Raw genomic sequence first — 20,305 nt, forward strand, 5'->3', positions numbered from 1 at the left:
CGGCGCCGCTGCCGTGCCCACGGGTCCGTCGATCCGCGCCGCCGTCACCCGTGCGCGGGACGCCCTCTGCCGTGGTCGTAGCCCGCGATCGCTGCGGACTCGACGGCGAGCGCGACCAGCTTCTCGCCGACCGGGCGGGGCACCACTCCGAGCGCGGCGTCCGCGACTCCCGCGACCAGTGCCGTCCGCCGCTCGCTCCCGCCGCGGGCCAGGAGGCGCACGGCCGCGTCCCACGCGCCGGCTGCGGGCACCGCCTCCCGCACCTGCTCGGGGTGCAGCCGCTCGAAGGTGCGGCGGGCCGCCCCCGAGAGGAACGCGCGCCGGCTGCGGACCGCCGCCGAGACGGAGGCGCCGTGGTGCAGGGCCTCGGCGCCGGGCTCGATCCGCACCGGCACTCCCAGGCGGTGCAGCCGGTAGCCCCAGTCGACGTCCTCCCAGCCGTACTCGCGGTAGTCGGTGCTGTAGCCGCCGACCCGGTCGTACGTCGCCCGCGTCACCGAGACGTTGCCGCCCCAGTAGCGCCAGGAGGCGTCGGAACCCGCCGCGTAGGCGCCGCGGCGGAAGCGCTCGCCGGCGGGCCGGCCGTAGGCGCGGGAGTAGGCGGTGCCCGGGTCGACGTCGGGGCAGAGGCCGACGACGCCGACGACCGCGTCCCGGTGGGCCCCGACGTGCGCGGCGGCCCAGCCCGGGCCGGGCTCGAGGTCGTCGTCGCAGCGGATCAGCACGTCGCCCCGCGCGGCGTCGAAGCCGGCGGTGAGCGCGGCGGAGCGCCCCCGGTTCTCGGGGAGCACGACGCGGCGCACGGGCACGGGGGAGGCGTCGAGGGCGCGCTCGCTGGCATCGACGACGCCGTCGAGGACCACGACCACGTCGAGGTCGCGGTGGGTCTGAGCCGCGAGGGCGGCGAGGAGGCGGGGCAGGCGGGCCGCCCCCGCGTAGCTGGGGACGACGACGCTCGCGACCCTCATCGGGACTCCTCGCCGCGCGGGCTGCTCTCGACCAGGAGCAGCTCCTCCAGCCCGCTCAGCACGCGCGCCAGGTCGTCGGCGATGGCGCCGGGATCGGTGGCGTGGAGGCGGGCGAGCCGGTCGGCCAGGCCGGAGAAGTCCTGCGGCTCGTCGTCGAGCGCCCGCCAGGTCGCGGCCACACTCTCACGCAGCGCGTAGGGGCTGCCCATCGGGGAGACGTCCAGCGGGAGCACCAGGACGCGCCCGTTCAGATCGACGGAGGCCGTGTCCGGGCGGCGCCGCCAGAGAAGGAGCCGGGGGTCCTCTGCCATCTTCTCCGCGTCCTCTCCGCTGATCGCCGCCACTGCGAGTAGAAATCCGCCAGCGCCTCTTATGGCGACGCCTCTCTCGCTATGTTTGCCGCCGACGCGCCAAGGGGTGTACGTCGAGCGACAGCACCGGAGGGCCGCCAATGTCGGAGTCTAATCCGCTCGCATCCAGCGATATCAGCGATAAGAGCGAGAAGAAGAGCGCGAATTCCGCGGGCGTCTTCGCACGGCGGACTGTCGTGGCCGGAGCGGTCTGGTCGGTGCCCGCGGTGATGCTGGCGCAGTCCGCCTCCGCCGTCTCGATCAGCTGCTTCCCGGTGGGGACGGTCTTCCAGGCGGTCGCCCGCGGACGCCTCCTCAGCGGCTTCCTCGGCGGCGTGAACCTCGACACCGTGGCCGGCGTCGCGGGCGTGACGGCGATCGCTCCCGACCAGGGCAACCCGGCCGTCGTGACCGGCGGCGTCAACGCCACGGTGCTGAACACGATCGCCGTGAACGCGACCGGGCTGACCGGCACGCTCTCCTCCCTCCTCACGCTGGCGGCTCCCGCCGGCGTCGGCACCCTCAACCAGTACGCGTCGGCGAACACGAACGGCACCGTCCGCGGAGCCTCCGGTGCGATCACGGACGCGGGCCAGCTGGCGCTCGACTCGACGGCGGGGAGCTTCCCCGACTTCGGGACGGTGAACCTCCGGGCGATCCTCGCGGCGTCCGGCGGCGCCGGAGTGGCCGCTCTGCTCACCAACGTGACGGACCTGACCCTGCGGATCGGTGCCCTGACCGGTCGCGCGTCCCTCCAGTCGGCCTGCGTGCCCGGGTCGGACAACCTGCAGCGCGACTACCAGGTCGGCCGCCTGGACCTGGTGCTGACCTCGCCGACGCTGACCGCGATCACGGCGGCGCTCAATACGCTGCTCGGTGCCGTGGTGAACCTCTCGGGCTTCGGGCTGACGGTCACGGTCGACACCACGTCGGTCCTCGGCGGCAGCATCCCCGGCGGCACGCAGCCGATCCAGGCGCAGCTGTCGACGAACCCCGCGACCATCACGGTCGATCTCTTCTCGCTGCTCGGCGGAGCACCGGGCCAGGGCGCGACCTCGCCCTACGTCAACGGCCTCCCGCCGAACTCGACCCTCTTCGTCGACAACGCCCTGCAGGTGCCGGGCACGGCGGTGGGGAACTTCACCGCCGCGCTCCTCTCCACCCTGACGACGCGGCTCGGGGCCGCCATCCGGGTGAACGGCGTCCCGCTGGTCAGTGCGGGTGTCGTCGGTCTGGGCGTCCAGGCGCTGGTGACCACCCTGCTCACCGTCACCCTCCCGCCGCTGCTCACGACGCTGCAGAACGCGGTCCTCACCCCGGTCTTCACCGCCCTGCGGGACGTCATCCAGATCGACGTCAACGCGCAGAACCGCTCGACCAATCCGACCGGGCCCGCCGCCCTCGAGGCGCTCCCCGTCGGCCGCTACGACGTCGCGGCGCTCTACATCCGCGCGGTGGGGCTCGTGAACCTGCTCGACCTGTTCATCGCCCGCGGCTCCGTCGGGCCGAACGTCCGCACGGGCTAGCCGCGCGCTCGGCGCCGTCAGGCGCCGCGGACCACGAGGCCGTGCTCGACCATCGCGTCGAGCACGGCCTCGACGTGCGCCCGGGGGTCGCCCGCGGGCGGGGCGCCGTGCTCGGCGACGACGGCCCCGGTCATCGCGTCGACCGTCGCGGGCGTCCCGAGAGCGCGCCACAGGACCGGGCCGATCCCGGTCAGCGTCTCGACCCGCTCGTCGAGGAGGCAGCTGACCACTCCGTCGCGCTCGACCCACTCGACGCCGGCGGCGCGCGCGAGCAGGCCCGGGCCGGGCGCCGCCGCATCGGCCTCGGGCGCGTCGGCGACGACCGGCGACGGCTCCCCGATCCGCTCGAGGAGCGGCAGCACGGTCTCCGCCTCGCGGTAGCGGAGCACCCGGGCCCCGCCGACGGAGTCGAGCAGCCCGGCGAGGTGGTGCAGTGCCGCGGGCAGCCGTGAGAAGTGGCTCAGCTCGGGCAGCAGCACCGAGAGCGCCTCGTCGAAGGCGATCGGCTCGAGCCGGGGCTCCGCCGGGCCGGAGGGGTCGCGGGCGATCAGGAGCAGGGCGGCCAGGCGCAGCGGAGCGTCCGGCAGCGGCTGCAGGCCCATCGCGGCGGGGGAGCGGTGCCGCTTCCAGTCGCCGCCGTCGAGGAGGGCGACGGGCTTCCGGAACGGCAGCACCCGCCCGTCGCGGCGGACGGCGAGCGTCTCGTCGGTCACGTACCCGTACCGCCGAGCGGCGAGACTCACGAGGGTCGACTTCCCGGCACCGGGCCGCCCGACGAACGCGACGACGCGGCCGTCGGGCAGGGCGACCGCGGAGGCGTGCACGCTGAGCAGCCGACCCTCGCAGGCGTCGGCCGCCGCGAGGGTGAGCGCGGCGCCGATGTGCTCGGCGAGGGCGTCCTCGGTCGGCTGCGCGATCACTCCGGGCTCCCCGACCGGCTCGGTCAGCGACACCCGGTACTCGGAGCCCGGGCGATCGGCGTCGTCGTCCACGTCGTTCCACGACTCCTCCACCTCCGCCACGAAGCGGTCGGGGACGGTGTCGTCGAAGGTGAAGCGCACGCCGAGACCGAAGGGGGCGCGGATCAGCCGGCGGGTCATGTCAGGTCCTGTCCGTTCGTCGGAGGTGGTCCCACGCGAGCGGAGCCGTGCGGGCGCCGCGGCGCAGCCGCCGCCACCAGCCGGCCGCCACGTCGATCCGGCGCGGGCCGATGGCGGGGTCGGCGGCGCGCAGGGCGTGGGGAGCGGGGAAGACGGCGCGGGCGAGGAGCAGCGGCCGCTGCCGCCAGCCGGCCGCGCGCACGGCCTGCACCCACCCCGCGGAGGCGTGGGGCGAGCTCGCGTTGATCCGCCACGCCCGCAGCTCGGCCGCGGGCACCTCCCCGGCGCGCGCGCGGATGCCGAGCGCATCGAGGAAGGGCTGCGCGGTCTGGACGGCGCCGAGCTCCTCCGCCGCCGCCCGGAGCGGAGCGTGCAGCTGCGCGCGGGCGGCCACCGCCTCGACGAGCAGGTCGTAGTCGGAGGGCCGCGTGAGGCGCGGGTCGGTGATCTGCCAGGCGTCGCGGAGCGCGTGCAGCGCCAGCACGAGCGCCGAGTCGGCGACGCTGGCGGTCGCGACCGGACGGCCGGCCAGCTCCACGATCCGGTGCCGGCTCCACAGCGCCTCGAAGGCGTCGCGCGGCGGCACGAGGAATCCCGGCCACCGCCAGTGCACGTCGATGTCGACCGGCCACGCGGCGTGCCGGTAGGAGCGCGAGTGCTTGGCCGCGAGCGTCGGTCCGTCCGGCCAGGGCCGCTCGGTCCAGCCGTCGGCGGCCAGGAGGGCCAGGATCCGGGGCAGGTCGTCGGGGGCGACCAGCAGGTCGACGTCGCCGGAGGTGCGGGGCGGCCGGAGCCGGTCGGCGGCGGCGGTCGGTCCCTTGAGCACGAGTGCGCGCAGGCCCGCCGCGTCGGCCCGCCGGTGGACGAACGCCGACACGAGCGGCACGGCCTCGTCGGCCCAGAGAACGCCCACGAGCTCCATCCGGTCAGTATTCCAGCGCTCCTGCGGCCCGCGGAGTCCGGCCGGGGGCGGTGGAGCGGAGCGCTCGTCTCGGTGAGGATGGGCCCGCGGGCCGCGGGGGCGCCGCACGGAGGCGGGCGGGGCGGCGGATGATCCACGGGGGAGCGGGCGGCGCCGGGCGGCCTCCGGTGGCGCTCGCGACCAACAACGGCGACATCGGCGGCGGCGAGGTGATGCTGCTGAGCATCGCGGAGGCGCTCGAGGCGCTCGAGGTCCCGGTCGTGGTCGTCGGCCCCTCGGAGCCGCGTGCGCTCGTCGCCGCCGCCCTCGCCGCCGGCCACCGGGTCGTCGAGCTCGAGGCCGTGGGCAGACCCGCCTGGATGCGCGCGCTGCGGCGCTGGGACGCCTCCTCCCGCGAGGGCGTGCTGTGGTGCAACGGGCTGGTGCCGGCCGTCGCGACCGCAGGGCGTCCGCGGCGGATCGTGCATCTGCACCAGCGCCCGTCCGGCCTGCAGCGGCTGCTCGCGCCCGTGGCCCGCCGCGGCGCGCTGGCGACCCTCGTCCCCTCCCGCTATCTGGCGGGGGTCGTCCCCGGGTCGACCGTGCTGCCGAACTGGAGCCGCCGCGTCGAGCTGCCGGAGGCGCGGCCGCGGGAGGACGGGACGACCGTCCTCGGCTTCCTCGGGCGTCCCTCGCTCGCGAAGGGGGTGCGGGTCCTCACCGAGGCGCTGGCGCTGCTGGAGGCCGGGGAACCGGGCGCGTATCGCCTGGTGCTGGCGGGCGAGCCCCGGTTCGTGGCGGAGCGGGAGCGTCGCGAGGTGGAGGCGGCCCTCGCTCCGGTCGCCGCTCTGGTGGACCGGCCGGGGTGGATCGAGCCCGGCGACCTCTTCTCGCGGATCGACCTCCTGGTGGTGCCGTCGGTGCAGCCGGAGTCGTTCGGCCTGGTCGTGACGGAGGCGATGTCGGCCGGCGTCCCCGTGGTGGTGAGCGATGCCGGTGCGCTCCCCGAGGTCGTCGGCCCGTCGATCGACGCCACGTTCCGAGCCGGGGATCCGCGGGCTCTGGCCGAGCTGATCAGAGCCCGGAAGAAGAGAGGACTATCGGAGTCGCGGGAGAGGGATCGTGCCCGCTGGAACGATTCCTACTCCCCGTCCTCCGGGAAGTCGGCTATCGACGGACTTCTGGCGCGGATGGCCCTCTCCGATGATTCCTGATCCTCCCGCCAGGAGACCGATCCGCTTTCCGGGGAATGCCGCGGGGAGCTTCTCCTCCTCCCTCGGGAAAGGACGACGATGACCCGCGAACCGGAAGTCCTCAGAGTGCTCGGACTGTTCCTCAAGCACCCGTCCCTGCGCCTGGCTCCGGGCGAGCCCTTCGCCCGCGGGAGGCTGCCGTACCGGGCCGACCTCCTCCGGGACGACTCGACGCGGCTCCTCGTCCCCGGTCACGCGTCTCGGCCCGCGCACGTGAAGCTGCGCGACATCGTGGAGCACCGCACGGGGCTGAACGTGGACACGCAGCTGCGCGCGCTCCGGGCGGTCCGCTCGGCCGACGCGGTGCTCTGCGTGCTCGAGCCGGAGGCGGGCCTCCCCGCCCTGCTCCGGCGCGCGCGGCTCGGGCCGTACGGCCGCACGCCGCTCGTGGTCCTCTCCTGCTGGTGGGCGGAGGAGCTGCTCACCGGCTCGCCGCAGCGGCGCCGACAGGTGGTCCGGACGCTTCAGGGGGTCGACCGGATCATCGTGCTCAGCGAGAACCAGCGCGAGGTCTTCGCTGGCCACGGCGTCGACGAGCGGCGGATCGCACCGGTGCTCTTCGGGGTCGACTCCGACTACTACCGGCCCGCTCCGCCGCGTCCGAAGCGGTTCGAGGTGCTCGCCGTCGGGGTCGACCGCGGGCGCGACTTCGACTCGCTGGTCGCCGCCGCCGAGCGCCTGCCGCACCGGCGGTTCGACATCGTGACCACTCCTGCGCGGCGGCCGTCCCGGGCGCTGCCGGCCAACGTCGTCCTGCACGACCCCGTCCCGGTCGGCGGGCACCGCGACAACCTGCGCGACGCCGAGCTCGTCGTCGTCACCAGCCACGACCTCGCCTACCCGACGGGCCAGAGCGTCCTGCTGGAGGCCTCCGGCTGCGGGACCTGCACGGCGGTCACCGCGAGCGCCGCGATGGCCGGCTACGTCCGCGACGGCGAGACGTCCTTCTCGCTGCCCCTGCACGATCCGGCGGGGATCGCGGCGGTGCTGGAGGCGGTGCTGAGCGACGATGGGAAGAGGGCAGAGGTCGCCCGCGCGGGCCGGGAGCGGGTGCTGGCCGAGCTGAACGCGCGGCACATGTGGGCGGGCGTGCGCGCCATCCTCCGCGACGCGGTCCGCGAGCGCGGCCGGGGCTGAGCGGCGGTCGACCGGAGCCTGACCAGGCGACCTCCGGCGCACCGGGAAGCGCCCGCCGACCGGGACCTGCGCGCCCCGGATCCGCGGATACGCGCCGGATCGGGTGGACGCGGGAGGCGCTACTCCGGCGGCAGAGAGCGGACGCGGGCGGACTGCTCCGCGAGCAGAGCGAGACCCGCGCCGATCACGACGAACGAGATCGGGGCGAAGAACACCTCGCCCAGCTGCGTCGCGCACAGCAGCACCAGGATGCTCGCCGCGCCGACCGCGTGCCCCGGGCGGCTCCCGGCCCCGGCGGCCGTGGTCGCGAAGCCGGCCACGAGCACGGTGCCGATGACGCCGACGAGCAGCACGACCCCGCCCTCGGCCATCAGCGCCAGGTAGGAGTTGTGGAAGAACCAGTCGATCCCGTCGACCCGCGCGGTCGCCTCGCCGAGCCCCGAGCCGGTCCACGGCGAGAGCGCCACCTTGTCGACCGAGGCGTCGAGGATGCGGGCGCGCAGGGCGTCAGAGCCGGCCCGCTCCACCCCGTAGTCGCCGGCCGTCGCCAGGTTCCGCTCGGCCCAGAGGAACAGCAGGACGAGGCCGCCGCCGAGGAGCGCGCGGAAGAGCAGGCGCAGATGCGGCGCCGCGACGAGCCACACGAGCGCGCAGGCGTAGGCCGCCATCGACGTGCGGGAGTCGGTGGCGACGACCGCAGCGGCTCCGAGCGCGAGCACGCCGATCCGCAGCCATAGCCGCGAGCTGAGCGCCGAGACCAGCAGTGCCGCCGCTCCGTAGACGAGACCGGCCACGTTCTTGTCCTGGAGGAAGCCGGTCAGGGCGCCCTGGTAGCTGTCCGGGGCGAGTCCCGCGACGAACAGCACGGCGTTCAGCGACAGGGCCGCGGCGAGTCCTTTGAGCCCCGAGACCACGTCGATCCGCCCGCTCGCGAGGAAGCCCGCGGCGAGCATGACGAGCGCGATGTTCGCCGCCCGGCGCAGGGCGTCGAGGCCGTCGAAGGACGAGCCGGCAAGGGCGAAGGCGAGCAGGGCGAGGCACAGCCACGGGTACCAGGCGGCCCGTCCGAGACGGCGGGTGGGCCGCCGGAAGAGGCTGACGAGGACCAGGGCGGCCAGCGCCGTCTGGGCCAGCGGGACGCTCCCCGGGAGGAAGGGGGTGGGGAGCCGGTAGACCAGGAGGCCCATCAGGACGGCATCGAGTATCCGAGCGGAATGTGCTATCGGAAAGGCCGCGTGAACGAGCGGGTAACGCCTCTCGACGACGATCTCTCCCCCTGGCGCGGACATGTCGTCATCCTCGCAGAAAGGGCCTCCCGAGGGGTCGGGGACCGCCTAGGGAAAGGCGCTCCGCATTGCTAGCGTGACCGACACCTCAGCATCGTCGTGCGGCGCATGCGCGGCACGCAGAAAGGTGCGCAGTGACTGTCGTCGATCTCATCGCATTCATCCGGCGGAACTGGCGGACCCTCGTGGTCGCCGTGCTCGTCGGAGCCCTGGCGATGGCCGCCTTCTCGTTCCTCACTCCGAAGGTCTACGAGTCGAGCTCGGCCGGATTCGTGATCGCCGCGAGCGACGGCAGCTCGGCCGATGCGATCAGCGGGTCGCAGACCGCGGTGACCCGGGCCAACGCCTACCTGCCGCTGATCTCGAGCAGCGCCGTCTCCGAGCGGATCGAGGCCGACCCGGAGGCGAATCCCGGCGGGGAGGCCCTGAGCGGCCGCCTCACCGCGCGGGTCGCTCCGGGCAGCACCCTGATCGAGGTCACCGCCGCGGCCGGGACCGCTCAGAACGCCGCCGCCCTGGCCAACGGGGCGCTCGCGGCGCTGGCGGCCGTCATCACCGACATCGAGACGCAGTCCACCGCCGACCGCACGCCGCAGATCACCGTCGTCCCGCTCGAGAACGCGGAGCCGCCCGCCGCCCCGACGAGCCCCGACTGGGTGCGGAACATCCTGCTCGGCGCCCTGGGCGGCCTGGTGCTCGGCTTCGGTCTCGCCTTCCTCCGCCGGGCCCTCGACATCCGCGTGCGGACCGTCGACGACCTCACCGAGCTCTTCGGCGTCGGCGTCCTCGGCCGCATCCCCAAGGCCGGACGCCCGGGCCGGACCGGCGGCCGCCGCGGCACCGACGCGCTCACCGCGGAGGCGTTCCGCTCGCTCCGGACGGGCCTGCGCTTCTCCAGCGTCGACGAGGAGACGCGCAGCGTCGTGATCACCAGCGCCAACCAGGCCGAGGGCAAGTCCACGATCGCCGCCGGACTGGCCCGCGTCACCGCGGAGTCCGGGCAGCGCACCCTCCTGGTCGACGCGGACCTCCGCCGGCCCTCCGTGGCGCGGATGCTGGACATCGACGGCGCCATCGGCCTGAGCGAGGTCCTCAGCCACCAGATCCCCGTGGACGACGCGATCCGCCCCACCGGCACCGCGGGCCTCTACGCCCTCCCGGCCGGGCACATCCCGCCCAACCCGTCCGAGATGCTCGGCTCCGAGGCGATGCGCGCCCTGGTCGCGCGCCTCTCGAAGGACTACTTCGTCATCATCGACGCGCCGCCCGTGCTGCCCGTCACCGACGCCTCCATCGTCGCGACCGTCGTCGACGGCGTCGTCTTCGTCGTCGCCTCGAACCAGACGCGCCGGCCCGAGGTCGTCGCCGCCCGGCGGATCGTCCAGCAGGTCCGCGCCCGCGTGCTCGGCACCGTGCTCAACATGGTCACCGCCCGCGACGGCGACACCGGGTACTACTACTACGACCGCAAGAACGCGTACTACGCCGAGCCGCAGCCGGCGACGGGACGCAAGCGCGCGGCGACGGCACCGCGCCGGTCCGAGCTCGCCCCGGTGGAGTCGCGGGCCCTGCCTCCGCAGACGTCCCGCCGGGCGGCTCGATGAGCGGGCGCCTGCTCCTGCTCTGCCATGCGAACGTGGCACGGTCGCCCTCGGCCGAGCTGATCGCGGCGTGCCTGCTCGGCGCCGGCTCCGACTGGCGGGTCGAGAGCGCGGGAACGCACGCGGAGGTCGGCCGCGGGCTCGACCCCGAGCTCAGCGATGCGCTGCGGGCCCGCGGGCTCTCCACGGCCGGGCACCGCGCGCGCCAGGCCGACGGCCGGATGCTCGCCGGCACCGACCCCGTGCTCGCGTTCGAGGCGGGCCAGCGGGAGTGGGTCACCCGCCACTTCCCGGCCGCCGCGCGCCGCACCACCACGGTCCGCCGGGCGGCGCGGCTGGCGGGAGCCGCCCCCGGCGTCCCGCTCCTGCGGCTGCTCGCCGACGACACCGCCCCCTACGGAGCCGAGGACGACTTCGCCGACCCGTTCGGGCGCGGACCGGACGTCGCCGCGGCGGCCGTCGAGGACATCGACGCCCTGCTCCGGGTGATCCTCCCCGCTCTCGGCGCTCTGCCCGTCGGCGCGGAGCCCCCTGCCGCCACCGTCCGGAGCACCCGCCGCTCGCTCCGCCGGGACCGCGCCGCCGAGACGGTCGCGAGGTGACCGCCGAGGGGGTGAGCGTCGTGATCCCGCACTACGGCGACCCCGCGCCCGCGCTCGCCCTCGTCGAGCGGCTCCGCAGCCAGGAGTCGCCTCCCGCCCTCGAGATCGTCGTCGTCGACGACGCCTCCCCTATCCCGTTCCCGGCCGGGATCGACGGAGTGGAGGTCGTGCGGCGCGAGCGGAACGGCGGCTTCGGCGCCGCGGTGAACACGGGCGCCGCCCGGGCGCGCCACCCGCTGCTCCTGGTGCTCAACAGCGACCTCGTCGTCGGGCCCTCCTTCCTCCGCGACCTGCTCGAGGCGGGACGGCCGTGGCTGCCCGCGGTCGTCGCTCCGGACCTCGTCGACGCGGGCGGGGAGCGGCAGTGGGTCGGCCGGCGCTTCCCGCGGCTGCGCCACTACGTCGTGGAGTGGCTCACTCCGCTCGCGCGCTGGCGCCCGCGACTGCACGCGGCCGTCGGCCACGACACCCGGTGCGCCCCGGGCGCGACGGTGCCGGTGGACTGGGTGGTGGGCGCCGTGATGCTGCTGCCGGTGGCCGAGTTCCGCGCGGTCGGCGGGTTCGACGAGTCCTTCCACATGAACTGCGAGGAGGTCGACCTCCAGCGCCGGCTGCGCGAGCGCGGAGTGCCCTCGGTCTTCGCCGGCTCCGTCGTCGCCGAGCACACGGGAGGCGGCTCCTCCGACCCCGCGCGCCGACTGGTCTGGCTGGTCGCCTCGCGCCTGCGCTACGCCCGCAAGTGGGGCGGGCGCCCCGCCGCCCTCGCCGCGGCCCTGCGCGCCGCCTCCGCCGTGAACCTCGCCGCCAACGCGGTGCGCGCCGCCGCCGGCAGCGACGTGCGCCCGCTGGCCGTCCTCCGGCGCGAGCTCCGGCTCGTCGCCGCGGCCGAGGCGGCGTCCCGGTGAGCGGGTCCGTGCTCGTGGTGAGCCCGGTCTTCCACGGCTACTGGGAGGCGCTCGAGTCGGCGCTGGCCCACCTGGGCGACGACGTGGTCGTCCACCGCTACGACGCCGCGACCGGGCTGGCCCACGTGCGCGACGCCCTCGGCCACCGGCTCCCCGGGGGCCGGCTCCGGCGCTCGTCCATGCGCGCCGAGACCGATCGCGCGATCGCGGCGCTGCGGGCCGTCCGGCCCCGGGCCGTCCTCGTGGTGAAGGGCGACTCCCTCGGCGACGCCTGGTGGGAGGAGATCGGCCGCGCCGGCGTCCCCGTGGTGCTCTGGCTCTACGACGAGCTCCGCAACATGGGGCACCCCGTCGACCGCCTGCGCTCCCTCGCCGGGGAGGCGGTGTCGATCGTCAGCTACTCCGCCGCCGACGTCGCCGAGCTCGCCCGCGCGGGGGTTCCGGCCGGGCACCTGCCCGACGCCTTCGACTCCCTCCTCTCCTTCCGCCCCCGCCCCTCCGCCGCGGTGACCTTCGTCGGCGCCCGCTACCCCGAGCGCGAGCGCGTGCTGCGGGAGCTCGCGACCGGCGGGGTCGCGGTCGAGGCGTACGGGCGGCAGTGGTCGCGGCATCCCTGGGACGTGGCGCGCACCGGCCGCTGGCGCTCGGCCGGCGTCCCCGCCCGCCGCGACGTCCCGCGGGCGGGCTACTACGGAGTGATGGCCGGCTCGACCGCGACCCTGGCTCTGCACGGCGCGGGCCACGGCGGGCTCTCGATGCGCGCCTTCGAGGCGCCGGGCGTCGGGGCGCTGACCCTGATCGACCGGCCCGAGGTGGCGGAGTTCTACGAGGTGGGCAGCGAGGTGCTCGTCTTCGAGGAGCGCGACCAGCTCGTCGAGCACGTGCGGCGGGCGGGCGCGGACACCTCGTGGGCGCGGCGCATCCGCGAGGCGGGCGCGCGCCGCACCGGCGCCGAGCACACCTTCGTGCACCGGATGCGGGAGGTGAGGGCCCTGTGGCGCTGACGCACCCGACCGATCTGGAGGCCTGGCGCCGCTGGCAGCGCGGCCGCGACCCGCTGCGCACCGCCCGGGCGGCGCTGCGGCGCTCCGAGCCGACCCGCCTGGTGCTGCACGTGCGAGGCGACCGGCCCGCCGTCCTGCTCGCGGTGGAGGCATCGACGGCGAGCGCCCTCGCCTCGACCGCGGCCTCGCTCGCTCCTCTCGGCGGGGCTCCGGCGGCGGTCCTCGCTCCCTCCGGAGCCGGCGACGCGCTGTCCGGGCTGCTGCCGGGCCGCTGGAGTGCGCACCCGGTCGACCCGGAGGCGGACCCGCCCGCCGAGCTGCGGAGCCTCCGCGCCGTGATCGCCACCGGCCACTTCCTCGCGGCGGGAGCGGCCGCCCACCGCTGGTCCGGGATCCTCGGCGCCCGCTTCCTGGTCGTGCAGCACGGGCTGCTCACCCCCTCCGCCCCGCCGCTCCCGCCCGGAGCGACGCTGCTGGCGTTCTCGGAGGAGGACGCGGCCTTCTGGACCTCCGGCCGCAGCGACGTGGAGACCGAGGTCGTCGGCAGCCAGCTGCTCTGGACCGCGTCGCGCCGCCCGCGCCCCGAGCGGCTCGAGGAGCGGCCCCTGTTCCTCGGCCAGCTGCACGGCGCGGAGCTGCCCCGGCGGACGGCCGCGGCCACCGCCTCCCGCTTCTGCCGCGAGGCGGGCGCCGACTACCGCCCCCACCCCGCCGAGGTCGACCGCCGCTCGCGCTGGCAGCACGCGCGGTGGGAGCGCCGCGGCATCCGGGTGCTCCGCGGCGGCGACCTCGCCGCGCAGGCCCGGCCGGTCGCCTCGATCTTCTCGACCGGGGTTCTGGAGGCCGCGGCCGCCGGGATCCCCGCGTGGGTCGTCTGCGAGGACCCGCCCGCCTGGGTGCTCGAGTTCTGGAGCCGGTACCGGCTCGCGCGCTGGGGCGGGCAGACGCCGACCGCGGCTCCGCCCGTCCCGGCCGTCGAGCCGGCCGTCGCCGTCGCCCGCCGGGCACTCGCCATCGCCGAAGGAGACACCCTGTGACCGTTCTCTGCGTCATCCCCGTCCGCGGGGGCTCGAAGGGCGTCCCGCGCAAGAACGCCCGCCCCGTCGCGGGCCGCCCGCTGGTGGTCTGGAGCATCGAGCAGGCGCTCGCCGCCGGTCTCGACGTGCTCGTGTCGACCGACGACCCCGAGCTGGCCGCGATCGCGGAGGGGGCGGGAGCGGACGTGCCGTTCCTCCGGCCCGCCGAGCTGGCGCGCGACGAGACGGCGACCGAGCCCGTCGTGCTCCACGCGATCGAGCACCGGGCCGCGCTGGGGCGCCGCCCGGACGCGGTGATGCTGCTCCAGGCGACCTCGCCGATCCGGCTCCCGGGCACCCTCGCCCGCGCGCTCGAGCAGTTCGCCTCGACGGGGGTCGACTCGCTGGTGGGCGTCGTCCCGCAGACGCCGTTCCTCTGGCGGCTGCAGGAGGGGGCCGCCGTGCCGCAGTACGACGTCACGGCCCGGCCGCGGCGCCAGGACCTCGCCGAGGCCGACTTCTTCTACCGCGAGACCGGGTCCCTCTACCTCACCCGCACCGAGGTCTACGAGCGCGAGCGCAACCGGATCGGCGGCCGGGTCGGCCTGTTCGTCATGGACGAGGCGGAGGGCGGGGACATCGACACCGAGGCGGACCTCGCGGTGGTCGAGCAGACCCTCCTCGGCCTGTCGGCGGGAGGCGGCGCATGATCATCGACCGGCACCTCGCCCCGTTCATCGTCTTCGCCGAGGACCCGGTGCTCACCGCGCTGGCCAAGATCAACGCGAACAAGCAGCGGATCGTCTTCTGCGTCGACGGGCACGGGATCCTCCGCGGGTCGGTGTCCGACGGCGACTTCCGCCGCTGGATCATCGCGAACCCGACGGCCTCCCTCGACGTCCCGGCCCTCGCCGTCGCGAACACCGCCGTCCGCACGGCGGGAGCGGACGAGCCGGCCACCGCGATCGCCGCCCGGCTCGGCCGCGACGGGATCAGCCACCTCCCGCTCGTCGACGACCGCGGGCACCTCGTCGCGATCGCGGTCGAGGGCGATCGGGCGCTGCGGATCGGCCGTCACGAGGTGGGCGACGGCCACCCGGCCTTCCTGATCGCGGAGATCGGCAACAACCACAACGGCTCGGTCGATCTGGCGAGGCGGCTGGTCGACCTCGCGGTCGAGGCGGGCGCCGACGCGGTGAAGTTCCAGCTGCGCGACCTCGACTCCCTCTACCGGCGCGCCGGCGGGGCCACCGCGGGGGAGGACCTCGGCGCCCAGTACACGATCGACCTCCTGCGCCGCTTCTCGCTGCCCGCCGAGCCGCTCCTCCGGGTCTTCGACCACGCGGCCGAGGCCGGGATCGACGTCCTCTGCACCCCGTGGGACGCCCCGAGCGTGCAGGCGCTCGTCGACTACGGGATCCCGGGCCTCAAGATCGCCTCGGCGGACCTCACCAACCACGGCCTGATCGAGGACGCCGGCACCCGGGGACTGCCCCTGCTGCTCAGCACCGGGATGTCCCGCGAGTCCGAGATCCTCGAGTCGGTCGCGCTGCTGCGCTCGCTCGGCACCTCCTTCGCCCTGCTGCACACCCAGTCGACGTACCCGGCGCCCTACCGCGACCTCAACCTCGCCTACCTCGACCGGCTCGCCGAGATCGGCGGCGGCGTCGTCGGCTACTCCGGCCACGAGCGGGGCTGGCACGTCCCCGTCGCCGCCGTCGCCCGCGGGGCCCGCATCGTCGAGAAGCACTTCACGGTCGACCGGGGGATGGAGGGCAACGACCACACGGTGTCCCTGCTCCCGGACGAGTTCCGCCGCATGGTCGGCGAGATCCGCGACATCGAGGACTCGCTCGGCACGCGCGACGCCCGATCGGTCTCGACGGGGGAGTCGATGAACCGCGTCTCGCTCGCGAAGTCGCTCGTCGCCTCCCGCGACCTCTCGATCGGGGACGTGGTGCGCGCCGCCGACGTCGTCGTCCGCAGCCCCGGCCGGGGCCTCCAGCCCAACGAGCTGCCGCAGCTGCTCGGCCGCGCGCTCCACCGCGACGTCGAGGAGGGCGGGTTCTTCTTCGCCGGCGACCTGCGCGAGAGCACGCCGTCCGGCCGGCCGTTCCGGTTCCGCCGCCCCTGGGGCCTGCCGGTGCGGTACCACGACCACGCGGCGCTCGCCGCGGAGTCGAACGCCGACTTCCTCGAGTTCCACTTCTCGTACCGCGACCTGGAGATCGAGCCGGACGACGTGTTCACCCGCCGCCTCGACTCCGGCTTCACCACCCACCTGCCGGACCTGTTCGCGGGCGACTTCCTCGTCGACCTCGCCTCCTTCGACGACGACGTGTGGGAGCGCTCGATCGCGGAGGTGCAGCGCACCGTCGAGACCACCCGGAGCCTCGCGCGCTGGTTCCGCCAGGAAGAGGACCCGATGATGGTCGTCACGATGGGCGGCTTCACCCGGCACGCGCACGTGGCTCCGGATCAGCGCGCTCCCCTCTACGAGCGCGTCGGCGACGCCCTCGAGCGGATCGACGCGAGCGGCGTCCGCGTGCTGGCGCAGACCCTCCCGCCCTACCCGTGGCTCATGGGCGGGCAGCAGTTCCACAACCTCTTCGTGGACCCGCGCGACACCGCGGAGTTCGCGGCCGCGACCGGCACGCCGCTCTGCCTCGACGCCTCGCACACCAAGCTCGCGGCGAACCACCTCGGGCTCGCCTTCTCGGAGGCGGTGGCGCTGCTCGCTCCGCTCAGCGCGCACCTGCACCTCGTCGATGCGACGGGTGTCGACGGCGAGGGGGTGCAGATCGGCGAGGGCGAGATCGACTGGCCGGACTTCGCGGCGTCGCTCGACGAGCTGGCGCCCGGGGTGCCGTTCATCCCCGAGATCTGGCAGGGGCACGTCAACAGCGGCGAGGGCTTCTGGACCGCGCTCGAGCGGCTGGAGGAGTGGCTGTGACCCCGCTCGCGCTCTGGGTGGTGCCGGTCGGCGAGTTCGGCGGGGTGGCCCGCCACGTCCTCGACGCCGCCCGGCACGGGATCCCCGGCCACCGGCTCGTCGTGCTCTGCCCGGAGGGAGCGCTCGCCGAGCGGCTGCGGGAGCAGGGCTCGGCCGTCACGACCGGGCGCTTCGGAGTGACCGCCGGCGCCGCCGCCTCCGTGGCGACCCTGCGCGCGACCGCGGCGGCTCTCCGCCCGGCGATCGTCCACTCCCACCTCGCCCACGCCGACCTCGTGGCCGCGGCGACCCCGCTGCCCCGCGGAGTCCGCCGCGTCACGACGGAGCACGGCATCGCCGGGCCCGACGTCTACCACCGCACCGCCCTGCGGGCGCGGACGACCGCGGCGGCGCACCACGCGCGGCTGCGGTCCTTCGACGGCGCGATCGCCGTCTCGGAGGCCACCCGCCGCACCATGATCGAGAAGTGGCGGCCGAGCCTGCCGGTGCAGGTCGTGCTCAACGGAGTCGACGCCGCGCCCCGCGACCGCGAGCCGGGGGAGCCCGGGTCGCTCCGGGTCCTCTCGCTCGCGCGCCTGGCGCCGGAGAAGCGCCTGGACGCGCTGCTCGAGGCCTTCGCGGTGCTGCGCCGGCGCGTCCCCGGCGCCACGCTGACCGTCGCCGGCGAGGGGCCGCTCGACGGCGCCCTGCGCGCCCGGGCCGAGCGGCTCGGCCTCGGCGACGCCGTGTCGTTCCCCGGCTTCGCCGATCCGGAGGCGGCGCTCGCCGCGGCGGACGTCGTCGCCCAGCTCTCGGTCTGGGAGAACTGCTCCTACACGCTGCTCGACGCGGCCGCCCGCGGGATCGGCGTGGTCGCCTCCGCGGTGGGCGGGAACCCCGAGATCGTCGAGCGGGACTCGCTGGTCGACGCCGACGACCCGGAGGCGGTGGCCGCGGCGCTGGAGCGGCAGGCGTCGCGGGCCGCGGCTCCTCGTGCCGTGCGGGACGTCTCCGCCATGTGCGGCGGGATCGCCGCCGTGTACGAGGGGGTGGCGGCGTGAGCGGCGGGTCCCTGCGACCGGGGCTGCGCACCCTCCTCTCGCTGGCCGGCGCCGCCTCTCCGGGCTGGATCACCGCCGCCGTCGCGGGCTCCCTCGCGCTCGCGGTCCTCGACACCCTGGGCGTCGCCGCGATGGTGCCGCTCATGGCGCTGCTCACCGGGACCGACACCACCACGGGCGCGCTCGGCGTCCTCTCCGGCGTCCTCGGCTCGACCGACGTCCAGACCCTCCTCCCGATCATCGCCGGCTTCGTCGCGGTCGTCTTCGTGCTCAAGAGCGCCGGGACGATCGTCTTCCGGTGGTGGCTGCTCGGCCGCACCACGCGGATCTCGGCCGACGCTGCGACGGAGCTGCTGCGGCGGTACGTCCTCGCGCCCTACGCCGTCCACCGCTCCCGGCGCCTCGCCGAGGTGTACCGGACCATCAACGACGCCAGCGCGCAGGCGGCCGGCGTGCTGCTCGGCGTGATCGGCATCGCCTCCGACCTGCTGGTGCTCGTCGCGATCGTGGCGATCCTGCTGGTCGCCTCGCCGGTCGCGACTCTGTTCGCGGCCGTCTTCTTCGCGGTGCTGCTCGGCGGCGTCCAGGCGCTCCTGCGGCGGCGGCAGGGCCGGATCGGCGAGGAGATGGCGGAGGCCGCGCTGGAGTCGTGGCAGTTCCTGCTCCCCTCGCTCGACGGGTTCCGCGAGGCGCGCCTGACCTCGAGCGCGGCGAGCCTGGTCGCCGGCTTCAGCGGGGCCAAGCGCCGCAGCGCCCAGGCTCTGCGCTCCCTCTCGCTCGTCTCGGAGCTGCCGAAGTACCTGCTCGAGATCGGCTTCGTCGTCGCCGTCGTGGGCGTCTCGGGGATCCTGGTCGCCACCGGCTCCGGCGCCGAGGCGCTCTCCGTCCTGGGCGTCTTCGCGGCCGCCTCCCTCCGCGCCCTGCCGACGCTCAACCGCGTCTCGGCCACCTTCGCGATCGTGCGCAGCGGGCAGGCGGGGCTGCGGATCGTCTCCGAGGCGGCCGAGGAGCTCGCCTCCGAGGGGGCGCACGACGAGACGCCCGGGCCGGGCGGCCGCTACTCCGGCGACATCGCGCTCGAGCACGTCACGTACCGCTACGCCGACTCCGACGTGGACGTGGTGCGGGACGTCTCCCTGGTGATCCAGCGGAACGCCACGACCGCCTTCGTCGGATCCAGCGGCGCCGGCAAGAGCACCCTCCTCGACCTGGTCCTCGGCCTGCTCCCGCCCACGAGCGGCCGGATCCTCTGCGGCGGGCGGCCGATCGACGAGGACCCGGCGGCCTGGTACGCGGGGCTCGGCGTGGTGCCGCAGGACGTGTTCCTCCTGGACGCGACCGTCGCCGCGAACGTCGCCTTCGGGGTGCCGGCGGCCGAGGTCGACCACGAGCGCGTGCGCGAGGTGCTGCGGACGGCGCAGCTCGAGGAGTTCGTCGGCGGGCTGCCGCAGGGTCTGGACACCCGCGTGGGCGAGCGCGGCGTCCGCCTCTCCGGCGGCCAGCGCCAGCGGCTCGGCCTCGCCCGGGCGCTGTACCGGCGCCCCTCCGTCCTCGTCCTCGACGAGGCGACGTCGGCGCTCGACAACCGCACGGAGCACGAGATCTCGCGGGCCGTCGCCGAGCTGCACGGCAGCATGACCGTCCTCGTGGTCGCCCACCGGCTCTCGACCGTGCGCGGCGCCGACCGGCTGCTCTTCCTCGACGGCGGCCGGATCGAGGGGGCCGGCACCTTCGAGGAGGTGCGGGCCGCGCACCCCGGCTTCGCCCAGCTCGTAGCGCTCGGAGAGCTCTCGTGAGCAGGGGAGGCCCGCGGTGGTGACGCTCGGCGACGTCCGCTCGGCGCTGCTGGCGCCCCTCCGCCGACGGGGCACGACGGTGCTGCTGCCCGGCGAGTCGTTCGGGGTCGGGAATCTCGCCTACTTCTGGCTGCAGGCCCACGCCCGTCGGAGCCGCGGGGTGCCGACCGCGGTGCGCGCGACGCGGAGGACCGCGGAGTGGGCGGAGGTCTTCCCGCGGGTCCTGGAGGAGCTCGTGGTGCCCCCGGCGGAGATGTCGTTCTTCAGCCCCCGCGAGCTCGGGAGCGTCCACCAGGAGCTCGGCGTGGAGTTCACGACGGACGAGCTGGCGGACTTCGTCGCGACGATGCTGCTCCCGCCCGGCGGCCCCTTCACCGCTCTGGTGGCGGCGGCGCGACCGGAGGCGGACCTCACCGTGAACATCCGGCGCGGCGACTACTACAGCGTCCCGGCCTTCCGCGGCCGCTACTCCTTCGACGTGGTCGAGTACGTCGACGCGGCGCTCGCCCTGGCCCGCGAGCGGGAGCCCGTGCGCAGCGTCCTGATCGTGTCGGACGACCTCGACTGGTGCCGGGTGAAGCTGGCCCGCGTCCTCGAGGGCCTCGAGGTGCGCTTCCCGGGGGCGGGGACGCCGGTGCCGCAGCAGCTCGCCCTGCTGGCCGCGTCCCGCCGCCTGGTGCTGACGAACTCGACCTTCTCGTACTGGGGCGCGCATCTCGGCGACCACGTGCACGGCGGCGCCGACGTGATCGCGCCGTGGTTCCACAGCCGCGCGTGGAACGGCGGGGCGGCGACGCAGCTCGACCCGCGCTGGCGGGTGGTCCGCGACCTCCCCGGCGGCTGGGACGGCTGACGCGGAGAGTCGGA

At 75.5% G+C, this 20,305-nt stretch carries 18 protein-coding genes; 13 read left to right on the forward strand and 5 right to left on the reverse strand.

Features of this window, described 5'->3' with window-relative positions; all coding sequences use genetic code 11:
* Nucleotides 1-44 precede the first annotated feature (44 nt).
* Together C5C59_RS00835 and C5C59_RS00840 are read right to left on the reverse strand one after the other, a co-directional pair.
* Nucleotides 45-968 carry a glycosyltransferase family 2 protein gene (locus C5C59_RS00835; protein ID WP_104238368.1) on the reverse strand — a complete coding sequence of 308 codons (924 nt, stop codon included), beginning with the start codon at nucleotides 966-968 and terminating at the stop codon, nucleotides 45-47.
* Nucleotides 965-1,279: a hypothetical protein gene (locus tag C5C59_RS00840; RefSeq protein WP_146079661.1), complete on the reverse strand. Its 315-nt coding sequence runs from the start codon at nucleotides 1,277-1,279 to the stop codon at nucleotides 965-967. Before C5C59_RS00840 ends, C5C59_RS00835 begins: the two co-directional genes overlap by 4 nt.
* Nucleotides 1,280-1,419: 140 nt before the next feature.
* Here C5C59_RS00840 and C5C59_RS00845 point away from each other — a divergent pair, with 140 nt between their 5' ends.
* The gene (locus C5C59_RS00845; protein ID WP_146082826.1) at nucleotides 1,420-2,844 is read left to right on the forward strand and encodes a choice-of-anchor G family protein; all 1,425 of its coding nucleotides are present in this window, start codon (nucleotides 1,420-1,422) and stop codon (nucleotides 2,842-2,844) included.
* Between the two features lie 17 nt (nucleotides 2,845-2,861).
* On the opposite strand, the gene C5C59_RS00850 is transcribed toward C5C59_RS00845, so the two are convergent.
* Nucleotides 2,862-3,944, reverse strand: coding sequence for a PqqD family protein (locus C5C59_RS00850; protein WP_104238365.1), 1,083 nt, complete (start codon nucleotides 3,942-3,944; stop codon nucleotides 2,862-2,864).
* Nucleotide 3,945: 1 nt separating this feature from the next.
* Nucleotides 3,946-4,866 carry a nucleotidyltransferase family protein gene (locus C5C59_RS00855; RefSeq protein ID WP_104238364.1) on the reverse strand — a complete coding sequence of 307 codons (921 nt, stop codon included), beginning with the start codon at nucleotides 4,864-4,866 and terminating at the stop codon, nucleotides 3,946-3,948.
* 128 nt (nucleotides 4,867-4,994) lie between these two features.
* On the opposite strand from C5C59_RS00855, the gene C5C59_RS00860 reads away from it, so the two are divergent.
* Together C5C59_RS00860 and C5C59_RS00865 are read left to right on the forward strand one after the other, a co-directional pair.
* Nucleotides 4,995-6,059, forward strand: coding sequence for a glycosyltransferase family 4 protein (locus C5C59_RS00860; RefSeq protein ID WP_104238363.1), 1,065 nt, complete (start codon nucleotides 4,995-4,997; stop codon nucleotides 6,057-6,059).
* 78 nt (nucleotides 6,060-6,137) lie between these two features.
* Nucleotides 6,138-7,235 (forward strand): glycosyltransferase family 4 protein, encoded by a 1,098-nt coding sequence (locus C5C59_RS00865; RefSeq protein ID WP_104238362.1) that lies wholly within the window; start codon nucleotides 6,138-6,140, stop codon nucleotides 7,233-7,235.
* 119 nt (nucleotides 7,236-7,354) lie between these two features.
* Here the strand turns inward: C5C59_RS00865 and C5C59_RS00870 are convergent, their stop codons facing one another.
* Complete coding sequence (locus tag C5C59_RS00870) at nucleotides 7,355-8,422, reverse strand: O-antigen ligase family protein (RefSeq protein ID WP_104238361.1); 1,068 nt, start codon at nucleotides 8,420-8,422, stop codon at nucleotides 7,355-7,357.
* Between the two features lie 233 nt (nucleotides 8,423-8,655).
* On the opposite strand from C5C59_RS00870, the gene C5C59_RS00875 reads away from it, so the two are divergent.
* The 10 genes from C5C59_RS00875 to C5C59_RS00920 are packed head-to-tail and all read left to right on the forward strand — an operon-like array spanning nucleotide 8,656 to nucleotide 20,291.
* Nucleotides 8,656-10,125, forward strand: coding sequence for a polysaccharide biosynthesis tyrosine autokinase (locus tag C5C59_RS00875; RefSeq protein WP_104238360.1), 1,470 nt, complete (start codon nucleotides 8,656-8,658; stop codon nucleotides 10,123-10,125).
* On the forward strand, nucleotides 10,122-10,724 hold the full coding sequence (locus C5C59_RS00880; protein ID WP_104238359.1) for a hypothetical protein: 603 nt from the start codon (nucleotides 10,122-10,124) through the stop codon (nucleotides 10,722-10,724). Before C5C59_RS00875 ends, C5C59_RS00880 begins: the two co-directional genes overlap by 4 nt.
* On the forward strand, nucleotides 10,721-11,629 hold the full coding sequence (locus C5C59_RS00885; protein ID WP_104238358.1) for a glycosyltransferase family 2 protein: 909 nt from the start codon (nucleotides 10,721-10,723) through the stop codon (nucleotides 11,627-11,629). The genes C5C59_RS00880 and C5C59_RS00885 overlap by 4 nt, the downstream gene beginning before the upstream one ends.
* On the forward strand, nucleotides 11,626-12,633 hold the full coding sequence (locus C5C59_RS00890; RefSeq protein WP_104238357.1) for a glycosyltransferase: 1,008 nt from the start codon (nucleotides 11,626-11,628) through the stop codon (nucleotides 12,631-12,633). The genes C5C59_RS00885 and C5C59_RS00890 overlap by 4 nt, the downstream gene beginning before the upstream one ends.
* The gene (locus C5C59_RS00895; protein WP_104238356.1) at nucleotides 12,624-13,670 is read left to right on the forward strand and encodes a hypothetical protein; all 1,047 of its coding nucleotides are present in this window, start codon (nucleotides 12,624-12,626) and stop codon (nucleotides 13,668-13,670) included. Before C5C59_RS00890 ends, C5C59_RS00895 begins: the two co-directional genes overlap by 10 nt.
* The gene (locus tag C5C59_RS00900) at nucleotides 13,667-14,359 is read left to right on the forward strand and encodes a cytidylyltransferase domain-containing protein (protein ID WP_104238355.1); all 693 of its coding nucleotides are present in this window, start codon (nucleotides 13,667-13,669) and stop codon (nucleotides 14,357-14,359) included. Before C5C59_RS00895 ends, C5C59_RS00900 begins: the two co-directional genes overlap by 4 nt.
* Nucleotides 14,356-16,602, forward strand: a complete 2,247-nt coding sequence (locus C5C59_RS00905) for an N-acetylneuraminate synthase family protein (protein ID WP_104238354.1) — start codon at nucleotides 14,356-14,358, stop codon at nucleotides 16,600-16,602. The genes C5C59_RS00900 and C5C59_RS00905 overlap by 4 nt, the downstream gene beginning before the upstream one ends.
* The gene (locus tag C5C59_RS00910; RefSeq protein ID WP_181134787.1) at nucleotides 16,599-17,642 is read left to right on the forward strand and encodes a glycosyltransferase family 4 protein; all 1,044 of its coding nucleotides are present in this window, start codon (nucleotides 16,599-16,601) and stop codon (nucleotides 17,640-17,642) included. Before C5C59_RS00905 ends, C5C59_RS00910 begins: the two co-directional genes overlap by 4 nt.
* Nucleotides 17,639-19,438, forward strand: coding sequence for an ABC transporter ATP-binding protein (locus C5C59_RS00915; protein ID WP_104224510.1), 1,800 nt, complete (start codon nucleotides 17,639-17,641; stop codon nucleotides 19,436-19,438). The genes C5C59_RS00910 and C5C59_RS00915 overlap by 4 nt, the downstream gene beginning before the upstream one ends.
* A gap of 19 nt (nucleotides 19,439-19,457) precedes the next feature.
* Entirely contained in the window at nucleotides 19,458-20,291 is an 834-nt protein-coding gene (locus tag C5C59_RS00920; RefSeq protein ID WP_146082825.1) for an alpha-1,2-fucosyltransferase, read from the forward strand.
* The last annotated feature ends 14 nt before the right edge of the window (nucleotides 20,292-20,305 follow it).

This window comes from Rathayibacter sp. AY1F4 (assembly GCF_002931775.1).
GTDB lineage: Bacteria > Actinomycetota > Actinomycetes > Actinomycetales > Microbacteriaceae > Rathayibacter.

Bases quoted from the DNA above. Each gene is read 5' to 3' on its own strand.
- C5C59_RS00835 (WP_104238368.1), bottom strand. From the start codon at position 968: ATGAGGGTCGCGAGCGTCGTCGTCCCCAGCTACGCGGGGGCGGCCCGC.
- C5C59_RS00840 (WP_146079661.1), bottom strand. From the start codon at position 1,279: ATGGCAGAGGACCCCCGGCTCCTTCTCTGGCGGCGCCGCCCGGACACG.
- C5C59_RS00845 (WP_146082826.1), top strand. From the start codon at position 1,420: ATGTCGGAGTCTAATCCGCTCGCATCCAGCGATATCAGCGATAAGAGC.
- C5C59_RS00850 (WP_104238365.1), bottom strand. From the start codon at position 3,944: ATGACCCGCCGGCTGATCCGCGCCCCCTTCGGTCTCGGCGTGCGCTTC.
- C5C59_RS00855 (WP_104238364.1), bottom strand. From the start codon at position 4,866: ATGGAGCTCGTGGGCGTTCTCTGGGCCGACGAGGCCGTGCCGCTCGTG.
- C5C59_RS00860 (WP_104238363.1), top strand. From the start codon at position 4,995: ATGATCCACGGGGGAGCGGGCGGCGCCGGGCGGCCTCCGGTGGCGCTC.
- C5C59_RS00865 (WP_104238362.1), top strand. From the start codon at position 6,138: ATGACCCGCGAACCGGAAGTCCTCAGAGTGCTCGGACTGTTCCTCAAG.
- C5C59_RS00870 (WP_104238361.1), bottom strand. From the start codon at position 8,422: ATGGGCCTCCTGGTCTACCGGCTCCCCACCCCCTTCCTCCCGGGGAGC.
- C5C59_RS00880 (WP_104238359.1), top strand. From the start codon at position 10,122: ATGAGCGGGCGCCTGCTCCTGCTCTGCCATGCGAACGTGGCACGGTCG.
- C5C59_RS00905 (WP_104238354.1), top strand. From the start codon at position 14,356: ATGATCATCGACCGGCACCTCGCCCCGTTCATCGTCTTCGCCGAGGAC.